Genomic DNA, 26402 nt, shown 5'->3' on the forward strand with positions numbered 1-26402 from the left:
CCGTCGGCGATGCCGAAACCGGACGTCGGCTCGTTCCCGACGACCCCACGCACCGTCGGGGCACTCACGGACACGCAGGCCCGCGCGGCCGAGGGCTACCGCATGGCGGAGATCATCCCCATGGCGCCCGATGTCGACGCCTCGCAGCGGTACAACGGGTCGATCTCGGTCGGAAAACCCAGTCTCGGACTGTCGTTCGGTGAGGGAGTGGGCAGTGCGCTCAAGGGCATGGAGGTCGGTGCCTACTCATCGGCGCAGTCGACCAAACCCGGGGTGTCGACCTTCGACACCCCGGGCACATCGCTGCTCATGGGCTTCGCCCGGATGAAGGACGCCGCAGCTGCTGCGGCGGCGGTGGCCGACCCGGCGATCCTGGCGGCCGAGAAGCCACAGTTCAGCACGTCGGAGCCGGCGAAGGAGCAGGTCGCGATCCCCGGCTACGCGACCGCGAAGGCCTACCGGATGACCTGGCCGGCGACCAAGACGGTGTCGACCGTCGCGGTGCTCGCGAGCGACCGGTACGTGCTGTTCGCCTACACCACCCTGACCGCCGACGCGGTGAAGAAGTTCTTCGACCTGCAGATCAAGGCGCTGGGCGGCTTCACGCCCACTCCCGTCGACAGGTTCAGCACCCTCACCAAGGATCGGGACGACCTGTTGAAGTACACGCTGGCGGGCGAGGGCAACCGTGACGTCGTGCTGCCCGCGCGGGCCGCGGTGGTCAACCAGTCGGACATCACCGGGTCGGTGAAGAACTTCGCGGACGCCGGCGTCGATCTCGTCGCCCGAGCCGGCAACACCGTCTACCGCGCCAAGGACGCGGCGGGCGCCCGGCTGCTCGCGGACGCGTTCGTCGCGGAGATCAAGGGCTTCTACGTGGGCAACACGGGTTCCACGGTCAAGGGCGTGCCGGGCGGTCAGTGCCTGACCTATCCGCCGTACAAGGGATCCAAGGACTCCCGGAGCTACTGCGTCGCCCCGGTGGGGCGGTATCTCGTCGAGGTCTCCGGCACCCAGCTGGAGAAGACCAGGCAGGCCGTCGGCGCCTCCTATCTCGTACTGCAGGGGGCGAAGTGACGGCGCGGGCGGCCCTCGTGGTCGCCTCGGCGGCTCTCCTCACAGCCTGCTCGACGACGGTGCCCGGCACCGCCGTCGTGGACCCTGCGGCGGTCCCGAAGCCGGACTACGGCTCCAACCGCATCGAGCCCCGTGACGTCGGGACGGCCGATACCGCACTGGGGCTCGTGCTCGAGGGCCGCCGGATGGCGGCGACCGCGCCGCTCCTGTTCACGATCGACCCCACGATCCGCTACAACAGCCAGGTCGAGACCGGGCGGCTCAACAGCGGGCAGCGCAGCGTGAAGTTCATGATCGGACAGCTCGGTGCCGACGCCTTCCGCGATCACGAGGTCGGCTTCTTCATCGGGGCGAGCGATCAGCAGCCCGGTGTCCGCAGCTCCTCGACCACGATCTCCCGCGGTAGCACGGTCGGGGTGCTCCGCATGCCGTCGCCGGCTCGGGCGGCGGCCGCCGTCACCGTCGGCCTGCGGGGGCGCGAGCCCGATGCGACCGCGGACACCCCGGAGAAGAAGGCGATCGCGATCCCCGGCTACGACACGGCGATCGGGTACTCGCAGGCGTTCAAGACCGGCACACCGAACGTCGCGTTCCTCGCGTACAAGCAGTACGTGATCTTCAGCTACGGCTCCTTCTCGCCGGAGCAGATCCGGAAGTACTTCGACGCCCAGACCAAGGGGCTCGACGGCTTCACACCCACCCCCGTCGACAGGCTCACGACGCTCCCCGTCGACGACTCCGGTGTCGCGAAGTACACCCTCCCGCCGAGCACCGAGGACCCCACGCGCACGGGAACACTGCCGATCGCGGTGGCTCTGCAGAACCAACTCGACGTCACCAGTGCCAAGAAGTCCTTCGACGACGCCGGGGTCGACGCGGTCGGTGTCGGCAACAGCACCGTCTACCGCGCGAAGGACGCGGCGGCGGCGGTCCGGATGCAGAGGTCCTTCGTCGACGACGTCCGGGGCTTCTACTCGACCAACACTCCCATCGCCGCGAAGAACATCCCGGGCGTGGTGTGCATGGTGCTGCCGATGTACCCGGGCAGCTCGATCACGACCAACTGGTGCATCGCGACGGCGGGCCGATTCGTGGTCGAGGTCGCGGCGGGGCAACAGCAACAGGCCGTCCAACGCATCGGCGCCGAATACCTGATCCTGCGGGACGCGAAGTGAGGCGCGTGGCGCGGCACCAGCGCTGACGACGAAGGGCGCACCCGTGTCGGGTGCGCCCTTCGGTCGTGCGGGGGTGGGCTACTTCGCCTCGGCCTCGGTCTTGATGTGGGAGAGGGTCTGCTTCATGCCGACCAGCAGGCCGCGCTCGAAGTCCTCGTTGCCGCCCAGGAGCGCGGCGACCAGGCCACTGCTCAGTGCGGTGGTCTTACCGCCGGCCGCCTCGCGGCGTTCGACGACGGTGGTCGTGTCGCCGTCCGGCACCAGGGTGAAGCTCCAGACGGTGTGGTTCTCGGCCACGCGGAAGGCCACGCGCTCGTTCGGCGTGAACTCGGTGACCCGGGTGTTCGTGGGCCAGACCTTCCAGCCCTGGCGGTTGATGTTCACCATGCGGGTGCCCAGCTTGACCGGGCCGCCGAGCACGAACACCTTCTTGCACTGCGGGCTGCGACGGCCCATCGCCTCGAGGTCGGACACGACGGCCCAGACCTTCTCCACGGGCGCGTCGATCACGACGCTCGACTCCAATACGGGGGTTGCCATGACCGGATCCTACCCACCAGTAGGAACCGCCCGACGGTGCCGTGCTTCCGCTGGGGGCGGAAGGGCCGGGATCGACCTTGCACTCGACCCCGGCGAGTGCTAGAAACGACTTAGCACTCGGATTACGTGAGTGCTAGGTCGGGTAGGTGAGACCGGGCCCTGCGCGCAACCCGCGCAGGTGACACGCCGGGTCGTCCGTCGCGGGCACCGAATCGACCTAGAAGACGTGTCCAAAGTACGGGCCGAACCGGCCCCTATCTGGAGGAATCACTTCGCAATGGCCAAGATCATCGCGTTCGACGAAGAGGCCCGCCGCGGTCTCGAGCGGGGCCTGAACGCCCTCGCCGACGCCGTCAAGGTGACGCTCGGCCCCAAGGGCCGCAACGTCGTGCTGGAGAAGAAGTGGGGCGCCCCCACGATCACCAACGACGGTGTTTCCATCGCCAAGGAGATCGAGCTCGAGGATCCCTACGAGAAGATCGGCGCCGAGCTCGTCAAGGAGGTCGCCAAGAAGACCGACGACGTCGCGGGCGACGGCACCACCACCGCCACCGTTCTGGCCCAGGCGCTCGTGCGCGAGGGCCTGCGCAACGTGGCCGCGGGTGCGAACCCGCTCGGCCTCAAGCGGGGCATCGAGAAGGCCGTCGCGGCCGTCACGGAGCACCTGCTCAAGGAGGCCAAGGAGGTCGAGACCAAGGAGCAGATCGCTGCTACCGCGGGCATCTCGGCCGGCGACCCCGCCATCGGCGAGCTCATCGCCGAGGCCATGGACAAGGTCGGCAAGGAAGGCGTCATCACCGTCGAGGAGAGCAACACCTTCGGGCTCCAGCTGGAGCTGACCGAGGGCATGCGCTTCGACAAGGGCTTCATCTCGGGCTACTTCGCCACGGACGCCGAGCGTCAGGAGGCCGTGCTCGAGGACGCCTACGTGCTGCTCGTCGCCGGCAAGATCTCGACCGTCAAGGACCTGCTGCCGCTGCTGGAGAAGGTCATCCAGGCGGGCAAGCCGCTCGCGATCATCGCCGAGGACGTCGAGGGCGAGGCCCTGTCGACGCTCATCGTCAACAAGATCCGCGGCACCTTCAAGTCGGTCGCCATCAAGGCCCCCGGCTTCGGCGATCGCCGCAAGGCGATGCTGCAGGACATGGCGATCCTCACCGGCGGCCAGGTCATCTCCGAGGAGATCGGCCTGTCGCTCGACACCGCCGGCCTCGAGGTGCTGGGCACCGCGCGCAAGGTCGTCGTGACCAAGGACGAGACCACCATCGTCGACGGTGCGGGCTCGCAGGAGCAGATCGCGGGCCGCGTGGCTCAGATCCGCGCCGAGATCGAGAACAGCGACTCCGATTACGACCGGGAGAAGCTGCAGGAGCGCCTCGCGAAGCTGGCCGGCGGCGTCGCCGTCATCAAGGCCGGTGCCGCCACCGAAGTCGAGCTCAAGGAGCGCAAGCACCGGATCGAGGATGCCGTGCGCAACGCCAAGGCCGCCGTCGAGGAGGGCATCGTCGCCGGTGGTGGCGTCGCTCTCGCGCAGTCCGGTTCCGTGTTCGACGCTCTCGCGCTCGAGGGTGACGAGGCCACCGGCGCGTCCATCGTCAAGGTCGCGCTCGACGCCCCCGTCAAGCAGATCGCCTTCAACGCCGGCCTCGAGCCCGGCGTCGTGGCCGAGAAGGTCCGCAACTCGCCGTCCGGCACCGGCCTCAACGCCGCCACCGGCGTGTACGAGGACCTGCTGGTCGCCGGCATCAACGACCCGGTGAAGGTCACCCGCTCGGCGCTGCAGAACGCAGCCTCGATCGCGGCGCTGTTCCTCACCACCGAGGCCGTCGTCGCCGACAAGCCGGAGAAGGCCGGAGCGCCCATGGGCGATCCGACCGGCGGCATGGGCGGCATGGACTTCTGAGTCCAGCCACCCGGCTAGGGATTTCGGGCCCGGCATCGTCGCGAACGACGGTGCCGGGCCCTTCCTGTTCCTGCCTTCGACGTCAGCGCTGTTCCGCGGCCACCATGGTTCGGGCTGAGGTTCGGGCTGACCCGGACCGCGGTCCACAGAGCGCTTCTGCTTCCTCATAGCGTTGCAGCGTTATGAAGAAGCGGGACCGATCGCTTGAACGGCAGGCGCCGCAGTCCCAGCGGGCGGCAACCCCGTCGCGACGGCCGAACCTCCCGTTGGCAGAATCGATCGGAGCACTCACCGGACGATGAGGAGAACAGAGCGTGACCGCGGAGACCTTGCAGTTCCAGGCCGAGACCGATCAGCTGTTGTCGCTGATGATCCACTCCGTGTACTCGGAGAAGGACGTCTTCCTGCGCGAGCTGATCTCCAACGCCTCGGACGCCCTGGACAAGCTTCGCTTGGAGGCGTACCAGGACAAGGACCTCGAGGCGGACGCCTCGGATCTGCACATCGAGCTGCGCCCGGACCCCGAAGCCCACACGCTGACCATCGCCGATAACGGCATCGGCATGAGCCGCGACGAGGTCGTCGACCTCATCGGCACGCTCGCCAAGTCCGGCACCGGCGAACTCAAGCGCAAGCTCGAGGCCGCGAAGCAGGCCAAGGAGCAGGGCGCCTCGGCGGAGCTCATCGGCCAGTTCGGCATCGGCTTCTACAGCGCCTTCATGGTGGCCGACCACGTCGTCCTCGTCACTCGCAAGGCGGGCGAGGACACCGCCACCCGATGGGAGTCGGAGGGGCACGGCACATACACGGTCACCGACCTCACCGGCGACGACGCTCCCACACAGCACGGCACCGCGATCACGCTGCACCTGCGCGCAGCAGACAGCGACGACAGCCTCCACGACTACGCCTCCGAGCACGTGCTCCGCACGGTCGTGCGCCGCTACAGCGACTTCATCGCCTTCCCGATCCGGCTGGTCCTGCCCGTCGTGGAGGACGGTGAGGGTACCGAGGCCGACGATGCCGCACCGTCCGGCCCGGAGACCCTCAATTCCATGCAGGCGCTGTGGGCCCGCCCGAAGGACGAGGTCTCCGACGAGGAGTACGCCGACTTCTACCGGCACACCAGTCACGCCTTCGACGAGCCGCTGGAGACCATCGCGGTTCGCGCCGAGGGCACCTTCGAGTACCAGGCGCTGCTGTTCATCCCGACGATGCCGCCCTTCGACATGTTCTACCGGAACGCCAAGCCGGGCCCCGCGCTCTACGTCAAGCGGGTGTTCATCATGGACCACTGCGAGGCGTTGCTGCCCCCGTACCTGCGGTTCATCACCGGCGTCGTAGACGCACAGGACCTCTCGCTCAACGTCTCTCGTGAGATCCTGCAGAACGACCGCCACCTGGTCATGATCCGCAAGCGCCTCGTCAAGCGCGTACTGCAGACGATCACGGCGATGCGGGAGAACGAGCGGGAGAAATACGAGACCTTCTGGACGGCGTTCGGCGCCGTCCTCAAGGAGGGACTGCTCGACGATCAGGACAACCGCGAAACCCTGCTCAAGGCATCGTCGTTCGCGTCGACCTTCAGTGAGGACGGCACCACCGGACTCGCGGAGTACGTCTCCCGCATGCCGGAGGCGCAGGACGTGATCTACTACGCGGCCGGCGAGTCGCGGCGCCAGCTGGAGTCGTCGCCGCACCTGGAGGCCTTCGCCGCCAAGGGCTTCGAGGTGCTGCTGCTGACCGACCAGGTCGACGAGCTCTGGACCACCGGGGCGGAGTTCGACGGTAAGCGGTTCGTCTCCGTCGCGAAGGGCGAGGCCGATCTCGGCGACGACGCCCCGGAGGCGGAGGGCTTCGAGTCGCTCACCGCCTGGCTCGCGACGACGCTGGAGGACAAGGTCTCGGGCGTGCGTCTCACCTCCCGCCTGACCACCTCGCCCGCGTGCCTCGTGGGTGGCGAGTTCGACCTCACCCCGCAGCTCGAGCAGATGTACCGGGCCAGCGGCCAGGAGGTGCCGCGCACCCGCCGCACGCTGGAGCTCAACCCGGAGAACGCACTCGTGCTCGCGCTGCGCGCGAAGGTCGGCGACGGCGAGCCCGCCGACGATCTGCAGGACGCCGCCGAGATCCTCTACGGCACCGCGGTGCTCGCCGAGGGCGGTGCCGTGGACGACCCGGCCGAGTTCGCCGCGGTGCTCGCCCGCCAGCTCGCCCGCAACCTCGGCTGATCGACGGCGGCAGGCGTACCGTCGGAGCCATGGACGATGCGACGGCTTCCCGGGACCTGCTGATCGACTCCTTCGCGAGGATCGCCGAGCACGCGGAGGCCGTGACGGACGGGCTCACCACCGACATCGCGGACCGTCGGATCGTGCCGGACGCCAACACGATCGCGTGGCTGGTGTGGCACAGCGCCCGAGTGGTCGACGCGCAGCTCGCGCCGATCGCCGGCGTCGAACAGGTCTGGACCGCGCAGGACTGGTACGGCCGGTTCGGTCTCGATCTGCCCGCGGAGTCCACCGGATACGGGCACAGCCGCGCGGAGGCGGCGCAGGTGCACGGCAGCGACGCGCTGCTCATCGGCTACTTCCGCGATGTCACCGCCATGGCCCGCGCCTATCTGGAGACCGTCACTCCGGGCGAGCTCGGCCGCGTGATCGACGAGGCGTGGGACCCGCCGGTCACCGTCGCGGTGCGGCTGGTGAGCATCGTCGACGACTGCGCCCAGCATCTCGGCGCCGCCGCTTACCTCAAGGGCGCCCTCGAGTCCACGATCTGACTCACTCCGTGCCGGGCCCGAAGGTCTTCACGGCGTGCAGTGCCAGCTCCACGTACACGCGCCGCTCGTCGATCGAGTGCCCGAGCATCTGCTCCACCTGCCGGATCCGGTACCGGACGCTGTTGGGGTGCAGGACGAGCGTCGCGCCCGCCGCCCGCGCATCGCCACCCGCGCCGAGGTAGGCGAGCGCCGTCTCCCGCAGGCGCGCGGCGGAATCGGTCCCGCTGGCGAGGTCGCCGAGTTCCCGCCGGATCAGGGTCCGTGTGCCCTCGGGCCCCGCGATTCCGTGGGCCAGGCAGGCCAGCTCGACGTCCCGGTACGCGACGGTCCGCCGGCCCGTCCGTCGTGCGACCTCCAGCGCTGCGGCGGATTCGTCCGCGCTGGTGCGGAATCCGTCGATCCCGGGGTGCGGCGCGCCGAGGGCGCAGCGCACCGTCGGGGGAAGGTCCGGGGCGTCGGGCACCGCCGCGCCCGTGCTCCAGCAGCGCAGTGACCGCGCCCCGGTCCGCAGGGCCAGACGGTGCTCGCCGCCCACGGCCCGGTGCACCGCGAGGCCCGCGCGCTCGAGATGTCGCTGCACCTCGCCGTCGGGCACGCCCTCGTCCACCCACAGGGTGTACGCCGTGTGCACGAGGTTCACGGGGTAGCCGAGTGCGGCGCTGGCCTCGGTGGGGTCGACGTCCTGACCGGACAGCAGCGCCTCGACGGTGGCGGCCTGCCGGGCGAGCGCGCCGCGCTGCCACTGCTCGCGCTCGGCGACGAAGGTCCCGATCATCTCCTCGATCGATGCGTCGAGCCACTGCGTGGTGCGGGGCCAGAAGTGGAGCAGCACCTCGGAACGGACCTCCGCGTCGGGGATCTCGGCGGCCGCGGTGGCGGTGAACAGATCCCACGCCGCGGCCTGGCCCACGCGGTAGACCGCGAGGAGCACGCGGAGCTCGTGTCCGCGGCGCGCCATGGTGCGGGCCAGGTCGTGGGTCTCCTCGCCGGGACGGATCGTGATCGTCTCGCGGGTGGCGTTGCCGAGCACGCCGCGCCAGTGTGCCCGGGTGCTGGCGTCGAGCTCGGCGCGCAGCAGGGGCTCGTCCATCTCCGGGAGCGCCGCGACGATCGCGTCGTCGACGTCGCGCACCATCGCGTCCAGCGCCTGCTCGTTCTCCCTCGCCCGTGCGAACTCCGCGAGCCACCGGCGGGCGGGCGGCGTCAGTGCCGTCATGACGACGGCGTTTGTTCGGGGGGACAAAAAGTGGGCCGAACGTTGCTCATGACACCAAGAATATGACGATCGTCACACCAGAAGATAGGAGTGTCGAACAACACAGCATCGCCGCCCCGCGAGAGGACACCCCATGAACCCCGGCTTCACCACACCGCGCAGCGCCACCCTCACCGCGGTCGTCGACACCTTCGTGGCCTCGGTGCCCCGCGACGACGATCCCACCGGATTCTGGGCCGTCAAGGGCAGCGACTTGCAGGTCGACTCCGCCGTCGAGCAGTACCTGCTCGCGAACCTGCCCGCCGAGCAGGTGGAGGGGCTCGGGCAGCTCCTCGACGCTGCGGCCGGGATGGGACTGACCGCGGAGGCGCCGCAGGAGGTGCGAGAGCAGATCGTGGCGGGCATCGCCGGTAGCGGCGCGGAGGCGGGCCTCGCCCTCGCCGGCGTGTGCCAGCTGTCCACGATGATCGCCTACGGCCTCATGGACGAGCAGGGCCGCAATCCGCTGTGGGCCGGGATGGGCTACCCCGGTCCGGTGTCCGCGCCGCCCGCCACCCCGAAGACCATCACCGCGATCGCGCCGACCGCGGGCGAGACCCTGACCGCGGACGCTGTGGTCGTCGGCTCCGGCTCGGGCGGCGGTGTGGCCGCGGCCGAGCTGGCCCGCGCCGGCAAGAAGGTCATCGTGGTCGAGGGCGGTTCCTACCGCAACGAGGCCGACTTCGTGCAGAACGAGCTGTTCGCCTACCAGACGCTGTTCCTCCGCGGCGGCTTCTTCCCCTCGTCCGACGGCATGATCATGCTGGCGGCGGGCGGCACCGTCGGCGGCGGCAGCACCGTCAACTGGTCCAACTCGCTCAAGACCCCCGAGATCGTCCGCAAGGAATGGGCGGCGGCCGGCCTCGACGATGCCCTCGGCCCGGAATTCGACGAGCACCTGGACGCGGTCTTCGCCCGGCTCGGCTGCAACGAGGACGTGGCGCTGCAGAACGAGCCGCACCAGCGGCTCTCCGAGGGGGCTGCGGGCCTGGGCTACACCTATCGCAAGGTCGACCTCAACATCGCCCCCGACCGGTTCGACCCGGTGCGCAGCGCGTACAGCGGCATGGGCGATCAGACGGGCGCCAAGCAGGGCACCATGAAGACCTACCTGCAGGACGCCTCCGATGCCGGCGCGCGGCTGCTGCCGAACACCCGGATCGCCACCGTCACCACCGTCGACGCGGCCGACGGTACGCGCACCGCGACCGGCGTCGAGGGCGTCCACACCGATCCGGAGACCGGCGCGCAGACGCCGGTGCGGATCGACGCGCCCGTCGTCGTCGTGTCCGCGGGCAGCCTGGAGACGCCCGCGCTGCTGCTGCGCTCGGGGATCGGCGGCCCCGCCGTCGGGCAGAGCCTGCGGCTGCACCCGGCCACGCTGGTCAGCGGCATCTACGACGAGCCGCAGAACCCCTGGTACGGCCCGGCCATGTCCGGCGTGATGAACGAGTTCGCCGACGCCGACTCGGGGTACGGCTTCCTCATCGAGTCCGTCCAGCACCTGCCGGGCCTGTTCAACAGCGTCGTGCCGTGGCTCGGGGGCGCCGCGCACAAGGAGCTGACCGCGCAGTACGGCAACCGTGCCGACTGGGTGGTGCTGGTCAAGGACCGCGGCACCGGCACCGTCACCATCGGCCCCGACGGCGAGGCCGTCCACGCCTACCCGTTCGACGACGAGCTGGACCGGAGGCACTTCCGCGAGGGGATCGTCGCGTCGATCCGCATGCAGGAGGCCGCAGGCGCCCGACGGATCCACGTAGCCGGCCAGCGATTCGAGCCGTGGACCCGCGGCGAGGATCTCGAGGCGTTCATCGAGCAGGTGAACGCGATCCCGATCGGCCCCGGCGGCACCCCGGTGTTCAGCGCGCACCAGATGTGCAGCGCCCCGCTGGGCGCCGACCCTGCGACCTCGGTGGCGAAGCCCTCGGGCGAGCTGCACGACACCCGGGGTGTGTGGATCGCCGACGCCAGCGGCATGCCCACGTGCTCGGGCGTGAACCCGATGATCACGACGATGGCGCTGGCCCGCCGCACCGCGACCAACCTGTTGGCCGCGAACGCCTGATCGCCGCACGGCATCTCCCGCGGCGACGAATCGTTCCCGCGATCACCCCGGTGATCGCGGGAACACGTCGCTGTCGGGGGAGGGAGACGGGCGGCGGTCCGCTACAGCTCGGCGACCTGCGGCAGCACCTCGGCGCCGATCCACTCGACGTGGTCGAGATCGCTCATGTCCAGCACCTGCAGGTACACGCGGGACGCGCCCGCCTCGGCGAAGACGCCCAGCTTGTCGACGATCTCGTCCGCGGACCCGGTGAGGCCGTTCTCGCGGAGCTCCGGCAGCTCGCGGCCGATGGTTGCGGCTCGGCGGGCGACGGTGTCCTCGCTGGAGCCGCCGCACACGACCTGCGCGGCGGACTTGATCACGGACCCTGGGTCACGGCCCGCGGCCTCGCAGGCCGCGTCGATCCGGCCCCACACCGCGGCCGCCTCGGTGACCGGCACGAACGGGGTGTTGTACTCGTCCGCGAACCGTGCCGCGAGCGCCGCGCCGCGCGTGCGGCCCGCCCCGCCGAGCACGATCGGCACGTGCGCCTGCGCCGGCTTGGGCAGCGCGGGGGAGTCGACCACGGAGAAGTGCTCACCCTGGAAGCTGTACGGGCCCTGAGCCTCCCACAGCCCCGTCACGATCTCGAGAGTCTCCTCGAACCGGGCGAAGCGCTCCTTCACCTCGGGGAAGGGGATGGCGTACGCGCGGTGCTCGTCGGCGAACCAGCCCGCACCGAGGCCCAGTTCCACACGCCCGCCGGACATCTCGTCGACCTGCGCGACCGAGATCGCCAGTGGGCCGGGGAAGCGGAAGGTCGCCGAGGTGACCAGGGTGCCGAGCCGGATCGACGAGGTCTCGCGCGCGATCCCGCCGAGCGTGACCCACGAGTCGGTCGGGCCCGGCGCACCGTCGACGTTCATGGCGACGTAGTGGTCCGACCGGAAGAAGGCGCCGAATCCGGCGGCCTCCGCGGTACGGGCCACGGCGAGCTGGTCGGCGTAGGTGGCGCCCTGCTGGGGTTCGACGAAGATGCGTAGCTCCATGCCCACCACTCTGCCCTATCCCGGCCCGCCCGCGGGGGCGGGCCGGGGAGCTCAGCGGCGCGGGAACATCAATCGACCCGCACCGCTGCCTGCTGCGTCACCGTCGCCACCAGTTCCCCGGACCGGGTGTAGAAGTGCCCGGTCGAGAGTCCGCGCCCGCGGCGCGCCACCGGCGAGTCCGTGGCGAACAGGTGGAAGGCGTCGAACCGCACCGGTCGGTGGAACCACAGCGACTGGTTCAGCGTGGCCGCCGCCACCCGGTCGTAGCCCCAGGACAGGCCGTGCCGCATCACGATCGGGTCCTGCACCGTGATGTCCGAGGCCCACGCCAGTGCGGCGTCGTGGAGCACCTGATCGTCGGGGAGCGCGCCGTCGGCCCGCATCCATACGCGGTTGCCGCCCTCGCCGGCCCCCGTCTCCCGGCGCACCCACGCGGGATCCGACGCGAACCGCATGTCGATCGGGTGCGAGGCCTCCACGAGGGCGCGCAGCTCGCGCTCGCGCCCCGCGAAGGACTCCTGGATCCGAGGCAGCGACTCGGGGGGCGCGACCCGTGGCGCGGGGTCGGCGTGCGTCAGGGGATCCGGGGCGTCGGCCTGGTACGCGAGCGTCATGACCGCGACGATCCGGCCGTCCTGTTCGACGGTGACCTGCCGGTTCGCCGCCGACGGGACGTCACGCAGCGCCAGCACCCGGTAGACGAGGTCCTCGGTCACGGAACCCAGTTCCACGAAATGCGTGTGCGCCGCGTGCAGGGGCAGCCCGTCGACGGTGCGCCCCGCGGCGACGATCGCCTGCGCCAGGATCTGCCCGCCGAAGGTGTGCACGCCGACCTTCGCGGGGTGCCGCCCGACGAAGACGCCCGGCGCCTCGCCGTCGACGAGCCGCAGCACGGCCAGGAGGTCCTCGAAATCCGTGACCTCGACACCGGTCTCGCGCGCCGCGGGCACGGCACGCCGGGCGATGCCCGCCACCGTCCGGCCCTCGAGGAAGTCCCGTGGGCTCAGCGTCCAGCCACGGCGCCGCGCCCGCGAGACCACCTGCAGCGACAGCAGAGAATCACCGCCGCGGTCGGTGAAGTCGTCGTCCGTACCGGTGTCGTCGCCCAGGAGGTCCCGGAAGATCGGCAGCAGTGCCCGTTCCGCGTCCGTCGACGGTGCCCGGTCCTCGCCTGCCGAGGCGGCCGCGGGCGCGGGCAGGGCGTCGCGATCGAGTTTGCCGGTGGCGCCCAGGGGGAACCGCTCCAGCACGACGTACGCGGTGGGCACCATGTGGTCCGGCAGGCGCTGCGCCGCGGCCGCGCGGATCGCGTCCGCGTCGGGGACGGCACCGTCGGACGGCACCAGGTACGCGACCAACCGCTGTTTCCCGGTGGCGTCGTCATCGCGGACCAGGACCGCGGCGGCGCGCACCGAGTCCTGCTGCGCGAGAACGGTCTCGATCTCGCCCAGCTCCACCCGTAGGCCGCGGATCTTCACCTGGTGGTCGCCGCGGCCGAGGAACACCAGGTTCCCGTCCTCGCGCCAGCACACCCGGTCGCCGGTGCGGTACATCCGGGAGCCGCTCGGCCCGAACGGGTTCGCCGTGAACGCCGCCGCCGTCAGGTCGGGCCGGCCCAGGTAGCCGCGGGCCACCGAGGTGCCGGCGAGGTACAGCTCGCCGACGACGCCGACGCCCACGGGGAGGAGGGCGTCGTCGAGGACGTACGCGTCCACGTCCGGATCCGGGCGGCCGATCGGCAGGGGGCCGGGATCGGACGGGTCGTAGCGCCAGGTCACCGCGTTGACGGTGACCTCGGTCGGCCCGTACGCGTTGAACAGGGCCTTGCGGCCCTCGCCCCACCGCCGCGCGAGCGCCGGGTCGAGCCGCTCGGCGCCGACCACGAAGAACACGTCGTCGGGCACGGCGCGGTCGTCCGGCATCGCCGCGAGGAACGACGGCAGCAGGTTGACGCCGGTCACGCGGTGCTCGGCGATGTAGTCCAGCAACTCGTCGCCCGGCAGCCGCACCTCGTCCGGTGCGATGACCGACGTGCCGCCGGAGAGCAGTGGCCCGAGCATCTGCCACACCGCGACGTCGAAGCCGGTCGACGCGAACTGCAGGTAACGCTCGCCGCGCCGCATCCCGACGACCTCCTCCTGCAACGAGATCAGGTCCGGCAGACCGCGCAGCGGGACCGCGACGCCCTTCGGCCGCCCCGTCGTGCCGGACGTGTAGATCACGTACGCCAGCGCGTCCGGGGTCAGGCGCGAGCGCGCCTCCGCCGGGTCTCCGGGGTCGACGGTGCCCTCCTCGTACGCCAGGTGCCAGACGGGGGGCTCCGCCGCGAGCTCCGCGGGGATCTCCACGGAGCCGGTCGTCACCACCAGTGCGGGCGCGGCGTCGTCGAGAATGTACTGCAGGCGATCCGCCGGATGCGCGGGGTCGAGCGGCAGGTACACGGCGCCCGCGGTGAGGATCGCGAGGAGCGCGATCGTCATCTCCACATCGCGCTCGGCGAACACGGCGACGGTGTCCTGCGGCGCCACGCCGCGCCGGATCAGTTCCCGCGCAGCGGTGTTCACCGCGCCGCGGAGCTCCGCGAAGGTCAGGCTCCGGTCGCGGCACACGAGCGCCTCGGCGTCGGGCGTCTCCGCGGTGCGGGCGGCGAGTTCGTCGAGGATCGGCCCGCGGCGGTGGGACGAGGGCACGCGCCCCAGGTCCAGGACCCGCCGCTCCTCGTCGCCGGGCAGGTGCCGCAGGCGGCCCACCGGGAGATCCGGCGCCGCGACCAGGGACTCGAGCAGCCGCGTCAGCCACCGCGCGTAGCCGCGCACCACGGATTCGTCGAGCAGCTCCGGCCGGTAGCCGAAGCCGATGCGGATCGTCTCACCCGGCAGCACGATCAGCGTGAGCGGGTAGTGGGTGGCGTCGGCGATGTCGACGCCCGTGAGATCCAGGTCCGCCGTGATCGATTCGGTGTGCCGGTCCGACATCGGGAAGTTCTCGGTCACCACCATCGTGTCGAACAGCTCGCCCACGCCGGCCAGCCGCGTGATCTCGGTGAGACCCGCGTGGTGGTGGTCGGCGACGGCGAGCGAGCGGGCGTGCACGTCCGCGATGACGGTCGCGGCCGGGGTCGCCGGTGTGAAGCCCACGCGCACCACGATGGTGTTGCCGAGCTGCCCGACCATGCGGCCGACACCGTCGACCTCCGGCGGGCGGCCGGACACCGGACAGCCGAAGGTCACGTCCCGGCGGCCGGTGAGCCGCCCGAGCAGTACGCCCCAGGCCGTGTGCAGCACCGAGGTCAGTGTCGCGCCCTGCGCGCGGGCCAGGGCCTCGACGCGCCGCGTGAGATCGGTACCGAGGTCGGCGTACACGCGCTCTGCGGCCTGCGCCGGGCCCGCCGGCCGGGCGGGCACCAGGTGCGTCCCCGCGTCCAGACCGGCCAGTTCACCGCGCCACGCGGCCCGCGTCTCCTCGTCGTCGCGGTCCGCGAGCCATCGGAAGTACTCGCCCAGCGGTTCCGCGGCCGGGGCGACGGGGCCGCCGCCCAGTTCCGCGTAGAGCGCGAGCAGCGTGCGGCCGACGATCGGCATGGACCAGCCGTCGAGCAGGCTGTGGTGGTTGGTGATCGCCAACCGGTGGGTGTCGTCCCCGGTGTGGCACAGCAGGAATCGGATCAGCGGCGGCTCGGTGGGATCGAAGGGGCGGGTGCGTTCGGCGAGCGCCTCGGCCTCGAAACGGTCGGGCGCGGAGCGCAGGTCGACGAACCGGAACACCGGCGCCGGCTCCGCGGGGATCACCTGCACGACCCGGTCGTCGGTGTCCGCGGCCTCGACGTGGGCCAGGTACGCGCGCAGCGCGGGCGTGCGGCGCAGCAGCTCCTCCGCGGCCCGCCGCATCCGATCCGGGTCGACGGTGCCCGACAGGTGCGTCGCCGCCTGCACCACGTAGGCGTCGGCGTCGCCGTCGGCGGCGAGCATCGTCTGGTACGCCAGCCCCACCTGCAACGGTGTCGCAGGCAGGACGTCGACGATCGCACGATCGCCCTGCAGCACGTCCAGCTCCGTCTGCGGGACTCGCACCAGTGGAACATCGGACGGCGTGAGAGCGCCCCGGCGCCCGCCGAGCGACCGCGCGTACGCAGCGAGCGCGTCGAGGGACCGGGCCCAGAGCTCCTGCAGCTGCTCGACGGTGCGCTCGGGCACCGCGCGGGACGCCGCCGTCCACTCCGTGCGCAGGCCGTCGCCCACGCGGAAGCAGTTGATCGCCAGTACCTGCTCGAGCGCCTTGGCGGGCGGGTCGAGCAGACCGAAGGGCTCCTCCTCGGGGAGTCGCCAGCCGGCGTGGGGCGTGTCCGCGAAGCGGCCCAGGTAGTTCAGCACGATGTCGGGTGCGGATTGCTGCGCGCCGCCCGGTCCGTCGCCCGGCACGGCTCCGTCGTCGGGGAGCAGGCCGTAGCCGATGCCGCCGTCGGGAACCGCGCGCTTGGACTCCTTGACCGCCCGCAGCAGCCGCCCCGCAGCGGATCCTCCGCGCAGCGCGTCGGCGAGTCCGCCTGCGGACGGATCGCCGCCCGCGACCGCGTCGAGAGGGAGCCGTAGCGGGAACTCGGTGGTGAACCAGCCGATGGTACGCGCCAGATCCGCACCGGGCGTGAGCGGTTCGCGGCCGTGGCCCTCGACCGTCACGGTCGCGGCCGCGGGAACGGCACCGCGCGCCCCGTGCGACCACGCGGCGATGGTGAGTGCGAGCGCGGCGAGCAGGACGTCGTCGACGCCCGCGCGGAACGCCGCGGCCAGGTCGTCGAGCAGCGCCGTCGTGACGGCCGCCGTCTCGGTGTGCGTGATCCGCGCCGTCGCCACGGTGTCGACGCGCGGGTCGAGTCGACGGTCCGCGATCCGGAGCACCGCGGCGTCCGCGGCCTCCCACAGCGCGGTCTCTGCGGGGCGCGGCGGGGTACCGGCCAGGGCCAGCGCATGGCTGCGCCAGCTGGTGGCCGCGGGCGCGATCGCAGCCCCCGCGTAGGCGGCCTCAAGGTCGGGCACCAGGATCCGCCACGAGACCCCGTCCACGACGAGATGGTGCGCGACGATCACGAGGCGGTCCTCGTCGCTGCCGGTCCGGACGAGCTCGGCGACCAGCATCCGGCCCGCCCGCGGGTCGAGCCGGGCGCCGAGGCGCTCCGCGACGGACCGGGGGTCGGCGGCACCGTCGGACACGCTGACCACCGGGGTCCCCTTCGAGTCCGAGGAGGGTGCGGGCGGCACGACGAGCACGCCGTCGTCGCCGACCTGGAGCCGCAGGGCGTCGTGGGCGCGCAACGCCTCGTCGAAGGCCGCCGCGAGGGCGGCCTCGGACAGGGCTGCGGGGACGCGCAGCGCGGTCCACTGCGCGTAGCCCGCGATGACATCGAGGTCGGCGGCGGCCGCGAGGAGCGACCGCACGATCGGCGTCGGCGGGACCTCGCCGAGCGGCTCGTCGGGCGGCGCGGCCACGGCGTCGGCGGTTCCCTGCGCCGCGGCCGCGAGCGCGGCGAAGGTCCTGCCCGACAGGAACTCCCGCGGACGGATCTCGAGGCCCTCGGCGCGGAGCGCGCTGCTCACGGTGATCGCGGAGATGCTGTCGCCGCCGATCGAGAACAGGTCGTCGTCGATCGACACCGATTCGAGGCCGAAGGCCGCCGCGACCACTGCGACCATGGTGCGCTCCGCGTCGGTGCGCGGGGCGCGGCCCTCGGAGCGCAGCTGCGGCGCGGGCAGCGCGGCGCGGTCGAGCTTGCCGTTGATGGTGACGGGCAACTCGTCGAGCACGACGACCGCGCTGGGTACGAGGTGTTCCGGCAGCCGGTCCGCGAGGTCGGCGCGCACCGCGTCCGCGTCGACGGCGCCCGTCACGTAGCCGACCAGGCGGGGGCGACCGCCGTCGGTCCGTACGATCACGGCGGCCGCGGTCACGCCGGGGACCTCCGCCAGGGCGGTCTCCGCCTCGCCGAGCTCGATCCGGTATCCCCGGATCTTGACCTGGTCGTCGCTGCGGCCGAGGAACTCGAGGCCCCGGGCAGCGCTCCAGCGCACTCGATCGCCGGTCCGGTACATGCGGGACCCGGGTGCGCCGTGGGGGTTCGCGACGAACCGCTCGGCCGTCGTGCCCGGCATACCGAGATAGCCGCGGGCCAGGTGCGGACCCGCGAGGTACAGTTCGCCGGTCTCGCCCTCCGGCACCGGCTCGAGAGCACCGTCGAGCACCATCGCGGTGGTGCCGGCAACGGCTCGTCCGATGGTCGGTGCGGCCCCGGTGATCGGCGCGACGGTCGCGTCGACGGCGGCCTCGGTGGGGCCGTACAGGTTCAGCGCAGGGACCCCGCTCGCTGCGACGGTGCGCCACAGCGCCGGCGGGGTCGCCTCGCCGCCGAGGAGCAGCAGCGCCGGCGGGTGCGCGGAGGTCAGCAGCCCGGCGTCGAGCAACGGCTGGACCATCGACGGGGTGGTGTCCACGACGTCGATGCGGTCGGCGGCGTACGCCGCCGCGAGCGCCTCGGCATCACGACTGATGCCGGTGTCGTAGAGGTGCAGCTCGTGCCCGTCGAGCAACCACAGCAGTTGGTCGAGAGAGGCGTCGAAGGAGAAGGAGTAGGTGTGCGCGGTCCGCAACCGCCCCTGCCGGGCGATGCCCTGGGCGGGAGGAGGGGACTCCGTGTGCGCGGTCCGCAACCGTTCCTGCCGGGCGGCGTGGGGCTGCAGCGTGCGACGGTGGTGCCGCAGCAGGCTCGCGAGGCCGCCGACCCGGCCGAGCACGCCCTTGGGGCGGCCCGTCGAGCCGGAGGTGTAGATGACGTACGCCAGATGATCCGGGTGGCGGGGCGATGAGAGTTCGTGGGGTGCAAGAGGTTCTGCCGAGTGGCCGGACAGCTCCGCGACGGCCCCGTCGAGGTCGACGACCGGGACGGCGCCGCGCCACGGTTCGCCCGCGTGTGCGGTATCGGTGAGGATGAGGGCGGGTCGGGCGTCGGCCATCAGGTCGCGCAGTCGCGCGTCGGGGTGGGCGAGGTCGAGGCACACGTAGGCGGCACCCGCGTCGAGGACCGCGAGTAGCGCGACGATCAGGTCGGCGGAACGGGGGAGCGCGATCGCGACCACGTCGTCGGCGCCGACCCCACGGGCACGCAGGAGTCGCGCGAGACGGTGCACGCGGGCGGTGAGGTCGCCGGCCGTGAGGCGTTCCGTGCCCGCGACGAGGGCCGGGGCCGACGGGTCGAGCGCCGCGAGCGCGTCGATCGCGGACGGCAACGGCGCGTCGTCGGGCGTGTGCCAGGCCTGCAGCAGGGCCGCGGACTCTGCGGCGCCGCGGAGCGGGACCTGCCCCACCGCCGGGCGGTGCTCCGCGGTGAGTCCCTCGATCAGGGCCAGCATCGCGGCCATACGGCGGTCGACGCGGTCCTGGTCGGCTGCGCGGGAATCCACCTCGAAGCCGAGCAGGAGACCGCCCGCGCCCCCCTGATCCGGCCCGCTCCCGGCGTCGCCGGTGGGAATGACGCTGAGTCCGTAGTCCTCCGGCGGCCCGCCGGCGACATTGCGCATGACGCCGGACGCCCCGCCGAACGTGAGGGTGAGGTCGAAGGCCTTGAGGTTGATGCCGCGGCCGTGCAGGATCGCGCCGGCCCCGGGTGCGCCGAGGTCGCGGGGGAGGTCCTCGCCGCGGTAGCGCTGGTGTGTGCGCATCTCGCGCATGGCCTCCGCGACGCGGGCGCTGAGCTCCGGCAGCGTGTCGCCGGCGTCGACGCGCACCCGCAGGGGCAGCACGTTGACCGCCATCGCCGGGGTGCGCAGCGCGACGGAGCCCGTGCGGCACATGAGGGGGAGTGCGAAGACCACGTCGGAGACGCCGGTGCTGCGCTGCAGGAACGCCGCGTAGCAGGCGATCATCGCCTCGCCCCAGGTGGTCCCGGACTCGCCGGCCACCGCGGCGAGGCGCTCGCGGACCGCGGCGTCGACGATGCCGCGCGCGCTGAGGGTGCCGGCCGCGGCACCGTCGACCTCGCTGCGCGGCGGGATGTCCGGGAGCGGCGTGAACCGGTCCCGCCAGTAGGCCCGGTCGGCGTCGTGCTGCTCACCCGCGCGGTACTGCGCGTCGTCGGCGATCAGCTCGGCGAAACTGCCGAACGGACTGGGCCGCAGTGCGGTTCCATCGACGGCGGCGGTGTACCGCGCGGCCACGCGGCGCGAGAGCATGGCCGCGGAGTAGCCGTCGAAGACCAGGTGATGGCCGAGCTGGGTGTACCAGACCTCGCCGTCGGCGAGGACGAGCACGCGGTGCGCGAACAGCGGCCGGTCGGTCATCGCGCGGCACTGCGCCGCGATCCGCGTGCGCTCCGCGAGGACGGCGGCCTCCGCAGCGGCGTGCGGATCGCTCTCCCCGCGCAGGTCCAGGACCTCGGGGAGGGGCGTCGGCTCCGTCGAGATCCACTGCCGCGGACCGTCGGCGGTCTCGCGGACCCGCACTCGGAGGCTGTCCGCCTCGTCGACGGTGTCGGCGATCGCCCGGCGCAGCGCGGCGGTGTCGATCGCGGAGCCCCCGCCGATCTCGATCACGTCGCCCACCACGTAGAAGGGCGAATCCGGTTCCAGGCGTTGGGCGTTCCAGATCCCCAGCTGCGCCGCGGTGAGCGGGAGCAGCGCCTCGGGGGAGTCGGTTTCCGCCCGGCCCGCATCGTGGGGAGCGTCGAGATCGGCACGGGTCACGGGCGCAGAGCCTCCTGGAGTGAGAGCGGGCGCAGGTCGGTCCACGTCGTCTCGACGTGGGCGAGGCATTCGGTGCGGGCGGCCGGCCCGAACACCGGCCGCCAGCCGTCCGGCACCTCGGCGAACGCGGGCCACAGCGAGCGTTGGTCCTCGTGGTTGACCAGCACGAGGAAGGCGCCGTCGGTTTCGTCGAACGGATTCACTCGGCCAGCCCCAGCAGCGCGTGCCAGTGGCCCAGCTCCGGCTGCTCGGCGAGGTCGGGGAACTCGACCGCGGCGCCGGCGGTGCGCCAGCGCTCGATGAGCGTCATCACCCGCACCGAATCCAGGCCCAGGTCGAACAGGTTGTCGTCGAGCGTGATCGACGACGGGTCGCTCTGCAGCAGCTCGGCGACGTCGGCGCGGACCTGCGCGGCGGTGAGGGTGGGGGCGGTCATGAGTGCGTACTCCTGAAGGTCGGCGAAGGGTAGTGCATGCCTATCCAAAACTAGGTTAGTCTACCCTGACCTACGGACATCCTCGAAGAAAGGTCCCCCGTGAAGAGACAGTTCCGTACCCTCGCCGCCGTCGCGTGTGCGGTCGCGTTGGTCGCAGGCTGTGGCGACTCCGGCGCGAAGGACGCGCCGGCGGACACCGCGACCCGCACGATCAGCACCGTCAAGGGTGACGTCACCGTGCCCGCTGCCCCCAAGCGCGTGGTGCTGCTGAACTACTCGCTGGCGGGCTACGCCTTCGACCTCGGCCTGCCGATCGTCGCGATGACGCCGGAGGCGACCGACAAGACCAGCGTTCCCCGCGACGCGTGGAAGGCGGACTTCGACAAGGCCGGAACCACGTTCCTGCCCTGGCCCTCGACGGGCTTCGACATCGAGGCGATCACCGCGCAGAAGCCGGACCTGATCCTCGCGGGCGGCCTCGCCTTCCCGTTCAAACAGGCCAGCGACAGCTATGACAAGCTGAGCAAGATCGCGCCCACGGTGCTCGTGGACAACAAGCTCGACACCTGGCAGAAGCAGTTCAAGTGGATCGCGGACTCCTTCGGCGAGCCGGGCGTCTACACGGACGCCGTGAAGCGCTACGACGCCCGTATCGAGCAGGTGAAGGGCAACATCACACTGCCGCCGAACCCGGTCTCGTTCCTGTCGATGACCGCGGACAAGCGGCCCTTCGTGCTCATCGAGAACCGCGGCCTGCCCGCTGAGTTCGCCCGCCTGGGCTTCACGACCGACCCGCTGTTCGCGAGCGGAAAGTACAAGCCCTACCAGGCCGGCGGCGACTCCTTCGAACTCAGCAGCGAGCTGCTGCCCTCGGTGATCACCCAGCCGACGGTCTTCATCATCGGCTTCAACCGCGACACGTTCGACGTGGCCAAGCTGCGCAGCGAGCCGGTGTACGCCGCGCTGCCCGCCTTCGCCGCGAACCACGCGTACGACCTGCCGTACTGGGTGCAGCGCCCCGATTTCGACCGGGCGATGGACACGCTGGACGTGGTGGAGAAGACCTTCCACAAGAAGTAGGAAGCAGAACGGAGTGCAAGCGTGACGTGGAACGATTTCGTCCTCACCACGACCGGTGTCTCGCAGGTCGCCCGGAACCTCCTGCGCCTCGAGTTCGAGGTCGGCGGGGGATCGGGCGAGGGCTACACGCCCATCGTCCCCGGGGACGAGGCCATCGCGTTCTACTTCTCGCCGGACGGCGCCGAGCTGCGGGCCGTACCGTCGGACGATCCGAAGGCGCTGGGCGGCTGGGAGATCGACGACGAGGCCCGCAGCCTCGGTCACCGCAACTACACCGTGCGCAGCTACGACCCCGACACCCGGCGGATGGTCGTGGACGTGGCCGAACACTGCCACGGCCCCGCCATCGACTGGTTCCGGGCGGCGCAGCCCGGTTGGCGGCTCCTCGCCGCCGGGCCGCGCTCCTGGTACGAGCCGCCCGCGGACGCCGTCCGGCACGTGCTCGCGGGCGACCTGGCGGCGCTGCCGGCGCTCGCCCGGATCCTGGAGGGTACTGCGGCGGGCATCGAGGTCACCGTGATCGCGGAGGTGCTGGACCGCAGCGAGATCGACTACCTGCCCCACCGCCCGGGGACCGAGATCATCGAGGCGATCGGGACCGGCAACGGCGCCGCGCCCAGCCGCCTGCCGGAGCTGCTGCGCACCGTCGACCTGCCCACCGACGCCTACCTCTGGCTCGCGGGCGAGGCGGCGGACACCCGCGCCGCCAAGAAGCACGTGCGCGGGCTGGGGTGGGCGCGGGACCGCGCCGATGTCGTCGGCTACTGGCGGTTCGACGCCGAGGAGTGGACGAAACGCTTCGAGGCCGCGGGCGAGGACAGGCTCCGCAGCGTGTTCGCCGACGCCCTCGCCGCGGGGCTCTCCCGCGACGAGGCGACGGATCTCTACGAACAGGCCCTCGAGGCCGCTGGGTTGTAGCCGTGTCAGCGAACGGAGTCGGCGGCGGCCTTGAGCAGCGGTGTGTAGCGCTCGAGCAGCCACGGCATGTTCAACGCGTTCGGCGAGCTCACGGCGAAAACCAGTGGCGGATCGGTCAGCGGCACATAGGATTTGAGCTGCACCGCGGAGAGGCTCGCGAACACCGGGTTGGCCTCGACCGCCCGCTGCGTCTCGGGCGCGAGGTACCACGCCGTGAGGACGTCCGCGTTGTACTGCGAGACCTTCTCCCAGCTGACCGGCACCGCGAACTTGCCGGCCGGCGACTCCTCGCGGAGCTTCGCCAGACCCGGCAGCGGGGTGAAGCCGAGACCCTGCAGCAACTGCACGCGCGGATCGGTGTCGAAGTACAGGTTCAGGCTGTCGGTGGTGGTGGCGCTGGCCGCCGCGACCGTCTTCCCCGCGAACTCCGGGTGCGCCGTCTTCGCCTCGCCGATGCGTCGCTCGGTGTCGGTGACCAGCTGCTTCGCCTCGGTGTCGCGACCCAGCGCCTTGCCGACGATCGTGGTCTGATCCTGCCACGAGGTCTGCCAGGCGCGGCCCGGCGGCGCCACCGTGGGGGCGATCCGGCTCAGCTGCGCGTACTGGTCCGCGGTGAGTCCGGACTGCACCGACAGGATCACATCCGGCTTGAGCGCGGCGATCTCCTCGATCGGGACCGCCTTGCTGGTCTCCTGCAGCAGAACCGGTTTCGCGTCGCCCAGCCGGTCCTTGACCCAGGGCAGGATCCCATCGACGGTGCCCGAGTCGGACTTCATGTCGCGCATGCCCACCGGTGTGACGCCGAGCGCGATCGCGGCCTCGGTGCTGCCCCACCCGAGGGTCACGACGCGCTGAGGCCGCCGCGCGATCTCGGCCGTGCCGAGGGGGCTGGTGATGCTCACGGGGAAGCCGGCGTCGTGCTGCGCGTGGTCCTCGCCGCCGGGTGTGGAGCCGCACGCCGCGGTGCCCGCGAGAAGTGCTGCGGCTGTGGTGATGACCAGCGCCGATCGCGCGAGTCGGGGTCGGAAGAACACGGTTTCTCTCCTGGTTCGCCGGGGCTGTGGCACTGGACACAGCGGATGGATCGACTGGCGAACCGTACCGCATTTCAGGTATGCCTATCCTATCTAAGTTGGTCGGCACGAGGGAGACACATGGCACAGCAGCACGCGATCGTCGACGTGATCGGGATCGGAGCGGGCCCGTCCAACCTGGGCCTGGCCGCCGCCGTCGACGAGCGCAACCGCACCGGCCTGCCCCCGATCTCGATGACCGTGCTCGAGCGCAAGTCGTCCTTCGCCTGGCATCCCGGCATGCTGCTCGACGGTGCGACCATGCAGATCGCGTTCCTCAAGGACCTTGTGACCCTGCGCAATCCGCGGAGCCCGTTCACCTTCCTGAGCTACCTCGAGGCGCGCGGTCGGCTCGTGGACTTCATCAATCACCAGACCTTCTTCCCGACCAGGGTCGAATTCACCGACTACCTCTCCTGGGTGGCCGAGACCGTCGCCGCGCGCATCGAGTACGGCACCACGGTCACCTCCGTCGAGCGGCTCGACGGCATCGCCGGCGACGGTGCGCGGTGGCTCGTCCGGTACGCCGGCCCGGACGGTGCGGGCGAACTGCGCGCCCGCTCCGTCGTCGTGGCGACGGGGCTGCGGGAGCGGCTTCCCGAGTGGGCGGAGCCCGGATCCCGGCTCTTCCACAACCACCGGCTGCTCGAGCACCTCGCGGCGGCGGATCTGGATCCTGCGGCGCCGCACCGCTTCCTGGTCGTCGGCGGCGGGCAGAGTGCGGCCGAGGTCGCGCAGTACGTGCATCGCAGCTATCCGGCCGCAGTGGTGGAGAGCGTCTTCAACTCCTACGGCTTCCAGCCCGCTGATGACAGCCCGTACGCCAACAAGGTCTTCGATCCCGCCGCTGTCGACGACTTCTACGATGCTCCCGCCGAGGTGCGCAGCGAGCTGATGACGCGGCACGCCACCACCAATTACGGCTGCGTGGACCTCGAGCTGATCAACGAGCTCTACGCCGTCGAGTACCAGGAGAAGGTGTCCGGCCATCGCCGCCTGGTGATGCGTCCCGCCACGGTCGTGACCTCGGCGGTAACGTTCGAGACGGGCGTGCGGGTTACCTTGCGTGATCGCATCGCCGACGCGACCAGCGGCCAGGACTACTCCGCCGTGGTGTGCGCCACCGGTTTCCGCTCGATCGGCGTCTCCGACGTGCTCGCCGGATGGGACGTCGCGCCCGAGCGGCTGGGCGTCGGCCGGGACTACCGCCTCACCCTCGACGGCGAGGCGCTCGACGGCCTGTACGTGCAGGGCGCCACCGAATCCACCCACGGCCTCGGGTCGACGCTGCTGTCGAACGTCGCCGTCCGGGCCGGCGAGATCCTCGACGGGATCGTCGCCGACACCGTTCTCACCACCGTCGCGAAGGGAGCATGATGCGCGTCGTCACCTTCGGCTTCCAGACCTGGGGCCACCGCACGCTGTCCGCCGTCCTCGACGCGGGCCACGAGGTCACCCTCGCGGTGACCCACCCCGTGTCGAACAACCCGTACGAGATGATGTGGAACGACTCGGTGGAGCAACTGGCCACCGACCGCGGCGTGCCCGTGCACCTCGCGAAGAAGCCGGACGACGCCCTGTTCGAGGCCGTCACGGCGGCCGAGCCGGACATCATCGTCGCCAACAACTGGCGCACCTGGCTGCCGAAGTCGATCTACGACATGCCGCGCCTGGGCACGCTCAACATCCACGACTCGTTGCTGCCGCGCTACGCTGGCTTCTCGCCGCTGATCTGGGCGCTGATCAACGGCGAGACCCATGTCGGGGTCACCGCGCACGTGATGGACGACGGGCTCGACACCGGCCCGATCATCGCGCAGGAGTCCGTCGCCGTCGGGCCGGCCGACCGCACCGTCGACCTGTTCCATCGCACGGTGGACCTGATCGGTCCGCTGGTCGCGCGGTCCCTCGGCGAGCTGGAAGCCGGTACCGCGCAGCCGATCCCGCAGGACCCCGCCGCGGCGACGTACTTCCACAAGCGTTCCGACGCCGACAGTGCGATCGACTGGTCCTGGCCGGCCGACGCGATCGAACGACTGATCCGCGCGCAGTCCGACCCGTATCCGAACGCGCACACCGTCTTCCGTGGTGAGCGACTGGCGATCACCGCCGCCTCGGTCTCCACCAAGCGGTACGGCGGCACGCCCGGTCGGGTGTGCGTCCCCGACGGCGAGGGCATCGCCGTCGTCGCCGGCCCCGACGCCTGGCGCGGTGGCAACCCCGCCCTCGTCGTCGAGCGCGTCCGGACCGCCGATGGTGCCGAGTACCCCGCCGCGAAGATCCTCGGCGACTCCGGCGCTTACCTCGGCGCCTGACCCGCCCGTCGCGACCACCAGCCCAG

General features: G+C 71.5%; 17 protein-coding genes. 10 read left to right on the plus strand and 7 right to left on the minus strand.

Annotated features, from left to right (window positions below; translation table 11 throughout):
- The first annotated feature begins 9 nt into the window (after positions 1-9).
- Positions 10-1077 carry a hypothetical protein gene (locus ABZX10_RS01415; protein ID WP_355533735.1) on the plus strand — a complete coding sequence of 356 codons (1068 nt, stop codon included), beginning with the start codon at positions 10-12 and terminating at the stop codon, positions 1075-1077.
- Entirely contained in the window at positions 1074-2252 is a 1179-nt protein-coding gene (locus ABZX10_RS01420) for a hypothetical protein (protein ID WP_355533737.1), read from the plus strand. The genes ABZX10_RS01415 and ABZX10_RS01420 overlap by 4 nt, the downstream gene beginning before the upstream one ends.
- 78 nt (positions 2253-2330) lie before the next feature.
- Here the strand turns inward: ABZX10_RS01420 and ABZX10_RS01425 are convergent, their stop codons facing one another.
- Complete coding sequence (locus ABZX10_RS01425; protein WP_355533739.1) at positions 2331-2792, minus strand: SRPBCC family protein; 462 nt, start codon at positions 2790-2792, stop codon at positions 2331-2333.
- A gap of 277 nt (positions 2793-3069) precedes the next feature.
- Here ABZX10_RS01425 and groL point away from each other — a divergent pair, with 277 nt between their 5' ends.
- The 3 genes from groL to ABZX10_RS01440 all read left to right on the plus strand — a co-directional run bounded on the left by groL (position 3070) and on the right by ABZX10_RS01440 (position 7477).
- Positions 3070-4695, plus strand: coding sequence for a chaperonin GroEL (gene groL, locus ABZX10_RS01430; RefSeq protein ID WP_355533741.1), 1626 nt, complete (start codon positions 3070-3072; stop codon positions 4693-4695).
- A gap of 314 nt (positions 4696-5009) precedes the next feature.
- Positions 5010-6926, plus strand: coding sequence for a molecular chaperone HtpG (htpG, locus tag ABZX10_RS01435; RefSeq protein ID WP_355533743.1), 1917 nt, complete (start codon positions 5010-5012; stop codon positions 6924-6926).
- 29 nt (positions 6927-6955) lie between these two features.
- On the plus strand, positions 6956-7477 hold the full coding sequence (locus tag ABZX10_RS01440; RefSeq protein ID WP_355533745.1) for a DUF664 domain-containing protein: 522 nt from the start codon (positions 6956-6958) through the stop codon (positions 7475-7477).
- Position 7478: 1 nt separating this feature from the next.
- On the opposite strand, the gene ABZX10_RS01445 is transcribed toward ABZX10_RS01440, so the two are convergent.
- A complete protein-coding gene (locus tag ABZX10_RS01445) occupies positions 7479-8693 on the minus strand; it encodes a helix-turn-helix domain-containing protein (RefSeq protein ID WP_355533747.1) in 1215 nt (404 codons plus the stop codon).
- 133 nt (positions 8694-8826) lie between these two features.
- Between ABZX10_RS01445 and ABZX10_RS01450 the strand changes: the two genes are divergently transcribed.
- Positions 8827-10800, plus strand: a complete 1974-nt coding sequence (locus tag ABZX10_RS01450) for a GMC family oxidoreductase N-terminal domain-containing protein (RefSeq protein WP_355533749.1) — start codon at positions 8827-8829, stop codon at positions 10798-10800.
- A 101-nt stretch (positions 10801-10901) separates the two neighbouring features.
- Here the strand turns inward: ABZX10_RS01450 and ABZX10_RS01455 are convergent, their stop codons facing one another.
- From ABZX10_RS01455 to ABZX10_RS01470, 4 genes are all read right to left on the minus strand, one after another.
- Positions 10902-11828 (minus strand): LLM class F420-dependent oxidoreductase, encoded by a 927-nt coding sequence (locus tag ABZX10_RS01455; RefSeq protein ID WP_355533751.1) that lies wholly within the window; start codon positions 11826-11828, stop codon positions 10902-10904.
- A gap of 68 nt (positions 11829-11896) precedes the next feature.
- The gene (locus ABZX10_RS01460; protein WP_355533753.1) at positions 11897-20554 is read right to left on the minus strand and encodes an amino acid adenylation domain-containing protein; all 8658 of its coding nucleotides are present in this window, start codon (positions 20552-20554) and stop codon (positions 11897-11899) included.
- Positions 20551-20757 carry an MbtH family protein gene (locus ABZX10_RS01465; RefSeq protein WP_355533755.1) on the minus strand — a complete coding sequence of 69 codons (207 nt, stop codon included), beginning with the start codon at positions 20755-20757 and terminating at the stop codon, positions 20551-20553. Before ABZX10_RS01465 ends, ABZX10_RS01460 begins: the two co-directional genes overlap by 4 nt.
- Positions 20754-20990 carry a phosphopantetheine-binding protein gene (locus ABZX10_RS01470; RefSeq protein ID WP_355533757.1) on the minus strand — a complete coding sequence of 79 codons (237 nt, stop codon included), beginning with the start codon at positions 20988-20990 and terminating at the stop codon, positions 20754-20756. The genes ABZX10_RS01465 and ABZX10_RS01470 overlap by 4 nt, the downstream gene beginning before the upstream one ends.
- A gap of 99 nt (positions 20991-21089) precedes the next feature.
- Between ABZX10_RS01470 and ABZX10_RS01475 the strand changes: the two genes are divergently transcribed.
- Positions 21090-22070 (plus strand): ABC transporter substrate-binding protein, encoded by a 981-nt coding sequence (locus tag ABZX10_RS01475; protein ID WP_355533759.1) that lies wholly within the window; start codon positions 21090-21092, stop codon positions 22068-22070.
- Positions 22071-22091: 21 nt separating this feature from the next.
- A complete protein-coding gene (locus ABZX10_RS01480; RefSeq protein ID WP_355533762.1) occupies positions 22092-22988 on the plus strand; it encodes a siderophore-interacting protein in 897 nt (298 codons plus the stop codon).
- 5 nt (positions 22989-22993) lie between these two features.
- On the opposite strand, the gene ABZX10_RS01485 is transcribed toward ABZX10_RS01480, so the two are convergent.
- Complete coding sequence (locus ABZX10_RS01485) at positions 22994-24022, minus strand: iron-siderophore ABC transporter substrate-binding protein (protein WP_355533764.1); 1029 nt, start codon at positions 24020-24022, stop codon at positions 22994-22996.
- A gap of 120 nt (positions 24023-24142) precedes the next feature.
- Between ABZX10_RS01485 and ABZX10_RS01490 the strand changes: the two genes are divergently transcribed.
- Positions 24143-25438, plus strand: a complete 1296-nt coding sequence (locus tag ABZX10_RS01490; protein ID WP_355533766.1) for a SidA/IucD/PvdA family monooxygenase — start codon at positions 24143-24145, stop codon at positions 25436-25438.
- Entirely contained in the window at positions 25438-26376 is a 939-nt protein-coding gene (locus ABZX10_RS01495) for a methionyl-tRNA formyltransferase (protein ID WP_355533768.1), read from the plus strand. The genes ABZX10_RS01490 and ABZX10_RS01495 overlap by 1 nt, the downstream gene beginning before the upstream one ends.
- Positions 26377-26402: the final 26 nt, after the last annotated feature.

Source organism: Tsukamurella sp. NPDC003166 (genome assembly GCF_040611135.1).
Taxonomy (GTDB): domain Bacteria; phylum Actinomycetota; class Actinomycetes; order Mycobacteriales; family Mycobacteriaceae; genus Tsukamurella.

Excerpts from the sequence above, each read along its gene's own strand:
- ABZX10_RS01415 (WP_355533735.1), top strand. The coding sequence starts at position 10 with ATGCCGAAACCGGACGTCGGCTCGTTCCCGACGACCCCACGCACCGTC.
- ABZX10_RS01425 (WP_355533739.1), bottom strand. The coding sequence starts at position 2,792 with ATGGCAACCCCCGTATTGGAGTCGAGCGTCGTGATCGACGCGCCCGTG.
- groL (WP_355533741.1), top strand. The coding sequence starts at position 3,070 with ATGGCCAAGATCATCGCGTTCGACGAAGAGGCCCGCCGCGGTCTCGAG.
- ABZX10_RS01440 (WP_355533745.1), top strand. The coding sequence starts at position 6,956 with ATGGACGATGCGACGGCTTCCCGGGACCTGCTGATCGACTCCTTCGCG.
- ABZX10_RS01445 (WP_355533747.1), bottom strand. The coding sequence starts at position 8,693 with ATGACGGCACTGACGCCGCCCGCCCGCCGGTGGCTCGCGGAGTTCGCA.
- ABZX10_RS01450 (WP_355533749.1), top strand. The coding sequence starts at position 8,827 with ATGAACCCCGGCTTCACCACACCGCGCAGCGCCACCCTCACCGCGGTC.
- ABZX10_RS01455 (WP_355533751.1), bottom strand. The coding sequence starts at position 11,828 with ATGGAGCTACGCATCTTCGTCGAACCCCAGCAGGGCGCCACCTACGCC.
- ABZX10_RS01470 (WP_355533757.1), bottom strand. The coding sequence starts at position 20,990 with ATGACCGCCCCCACCCTCACCGCCGCGCAGGTCCGCGCCGACGTCGCC.
- ABZX10_RS01490 (WP_355533766.1), top strand. The coding sequence starts at position 24,143 with ATGGCACAGCAGCACGCGATCGTCGACGTGATCGGGATCGGAGCGGGC.
- ABZX10_RS01495 (WP_355533768.1), top strand. The coding sequence starts at position 25,438 with ATGCGCGTCGTCACCTTCGGCTTCCAGACCTGGGGCCACCGCACGCTG.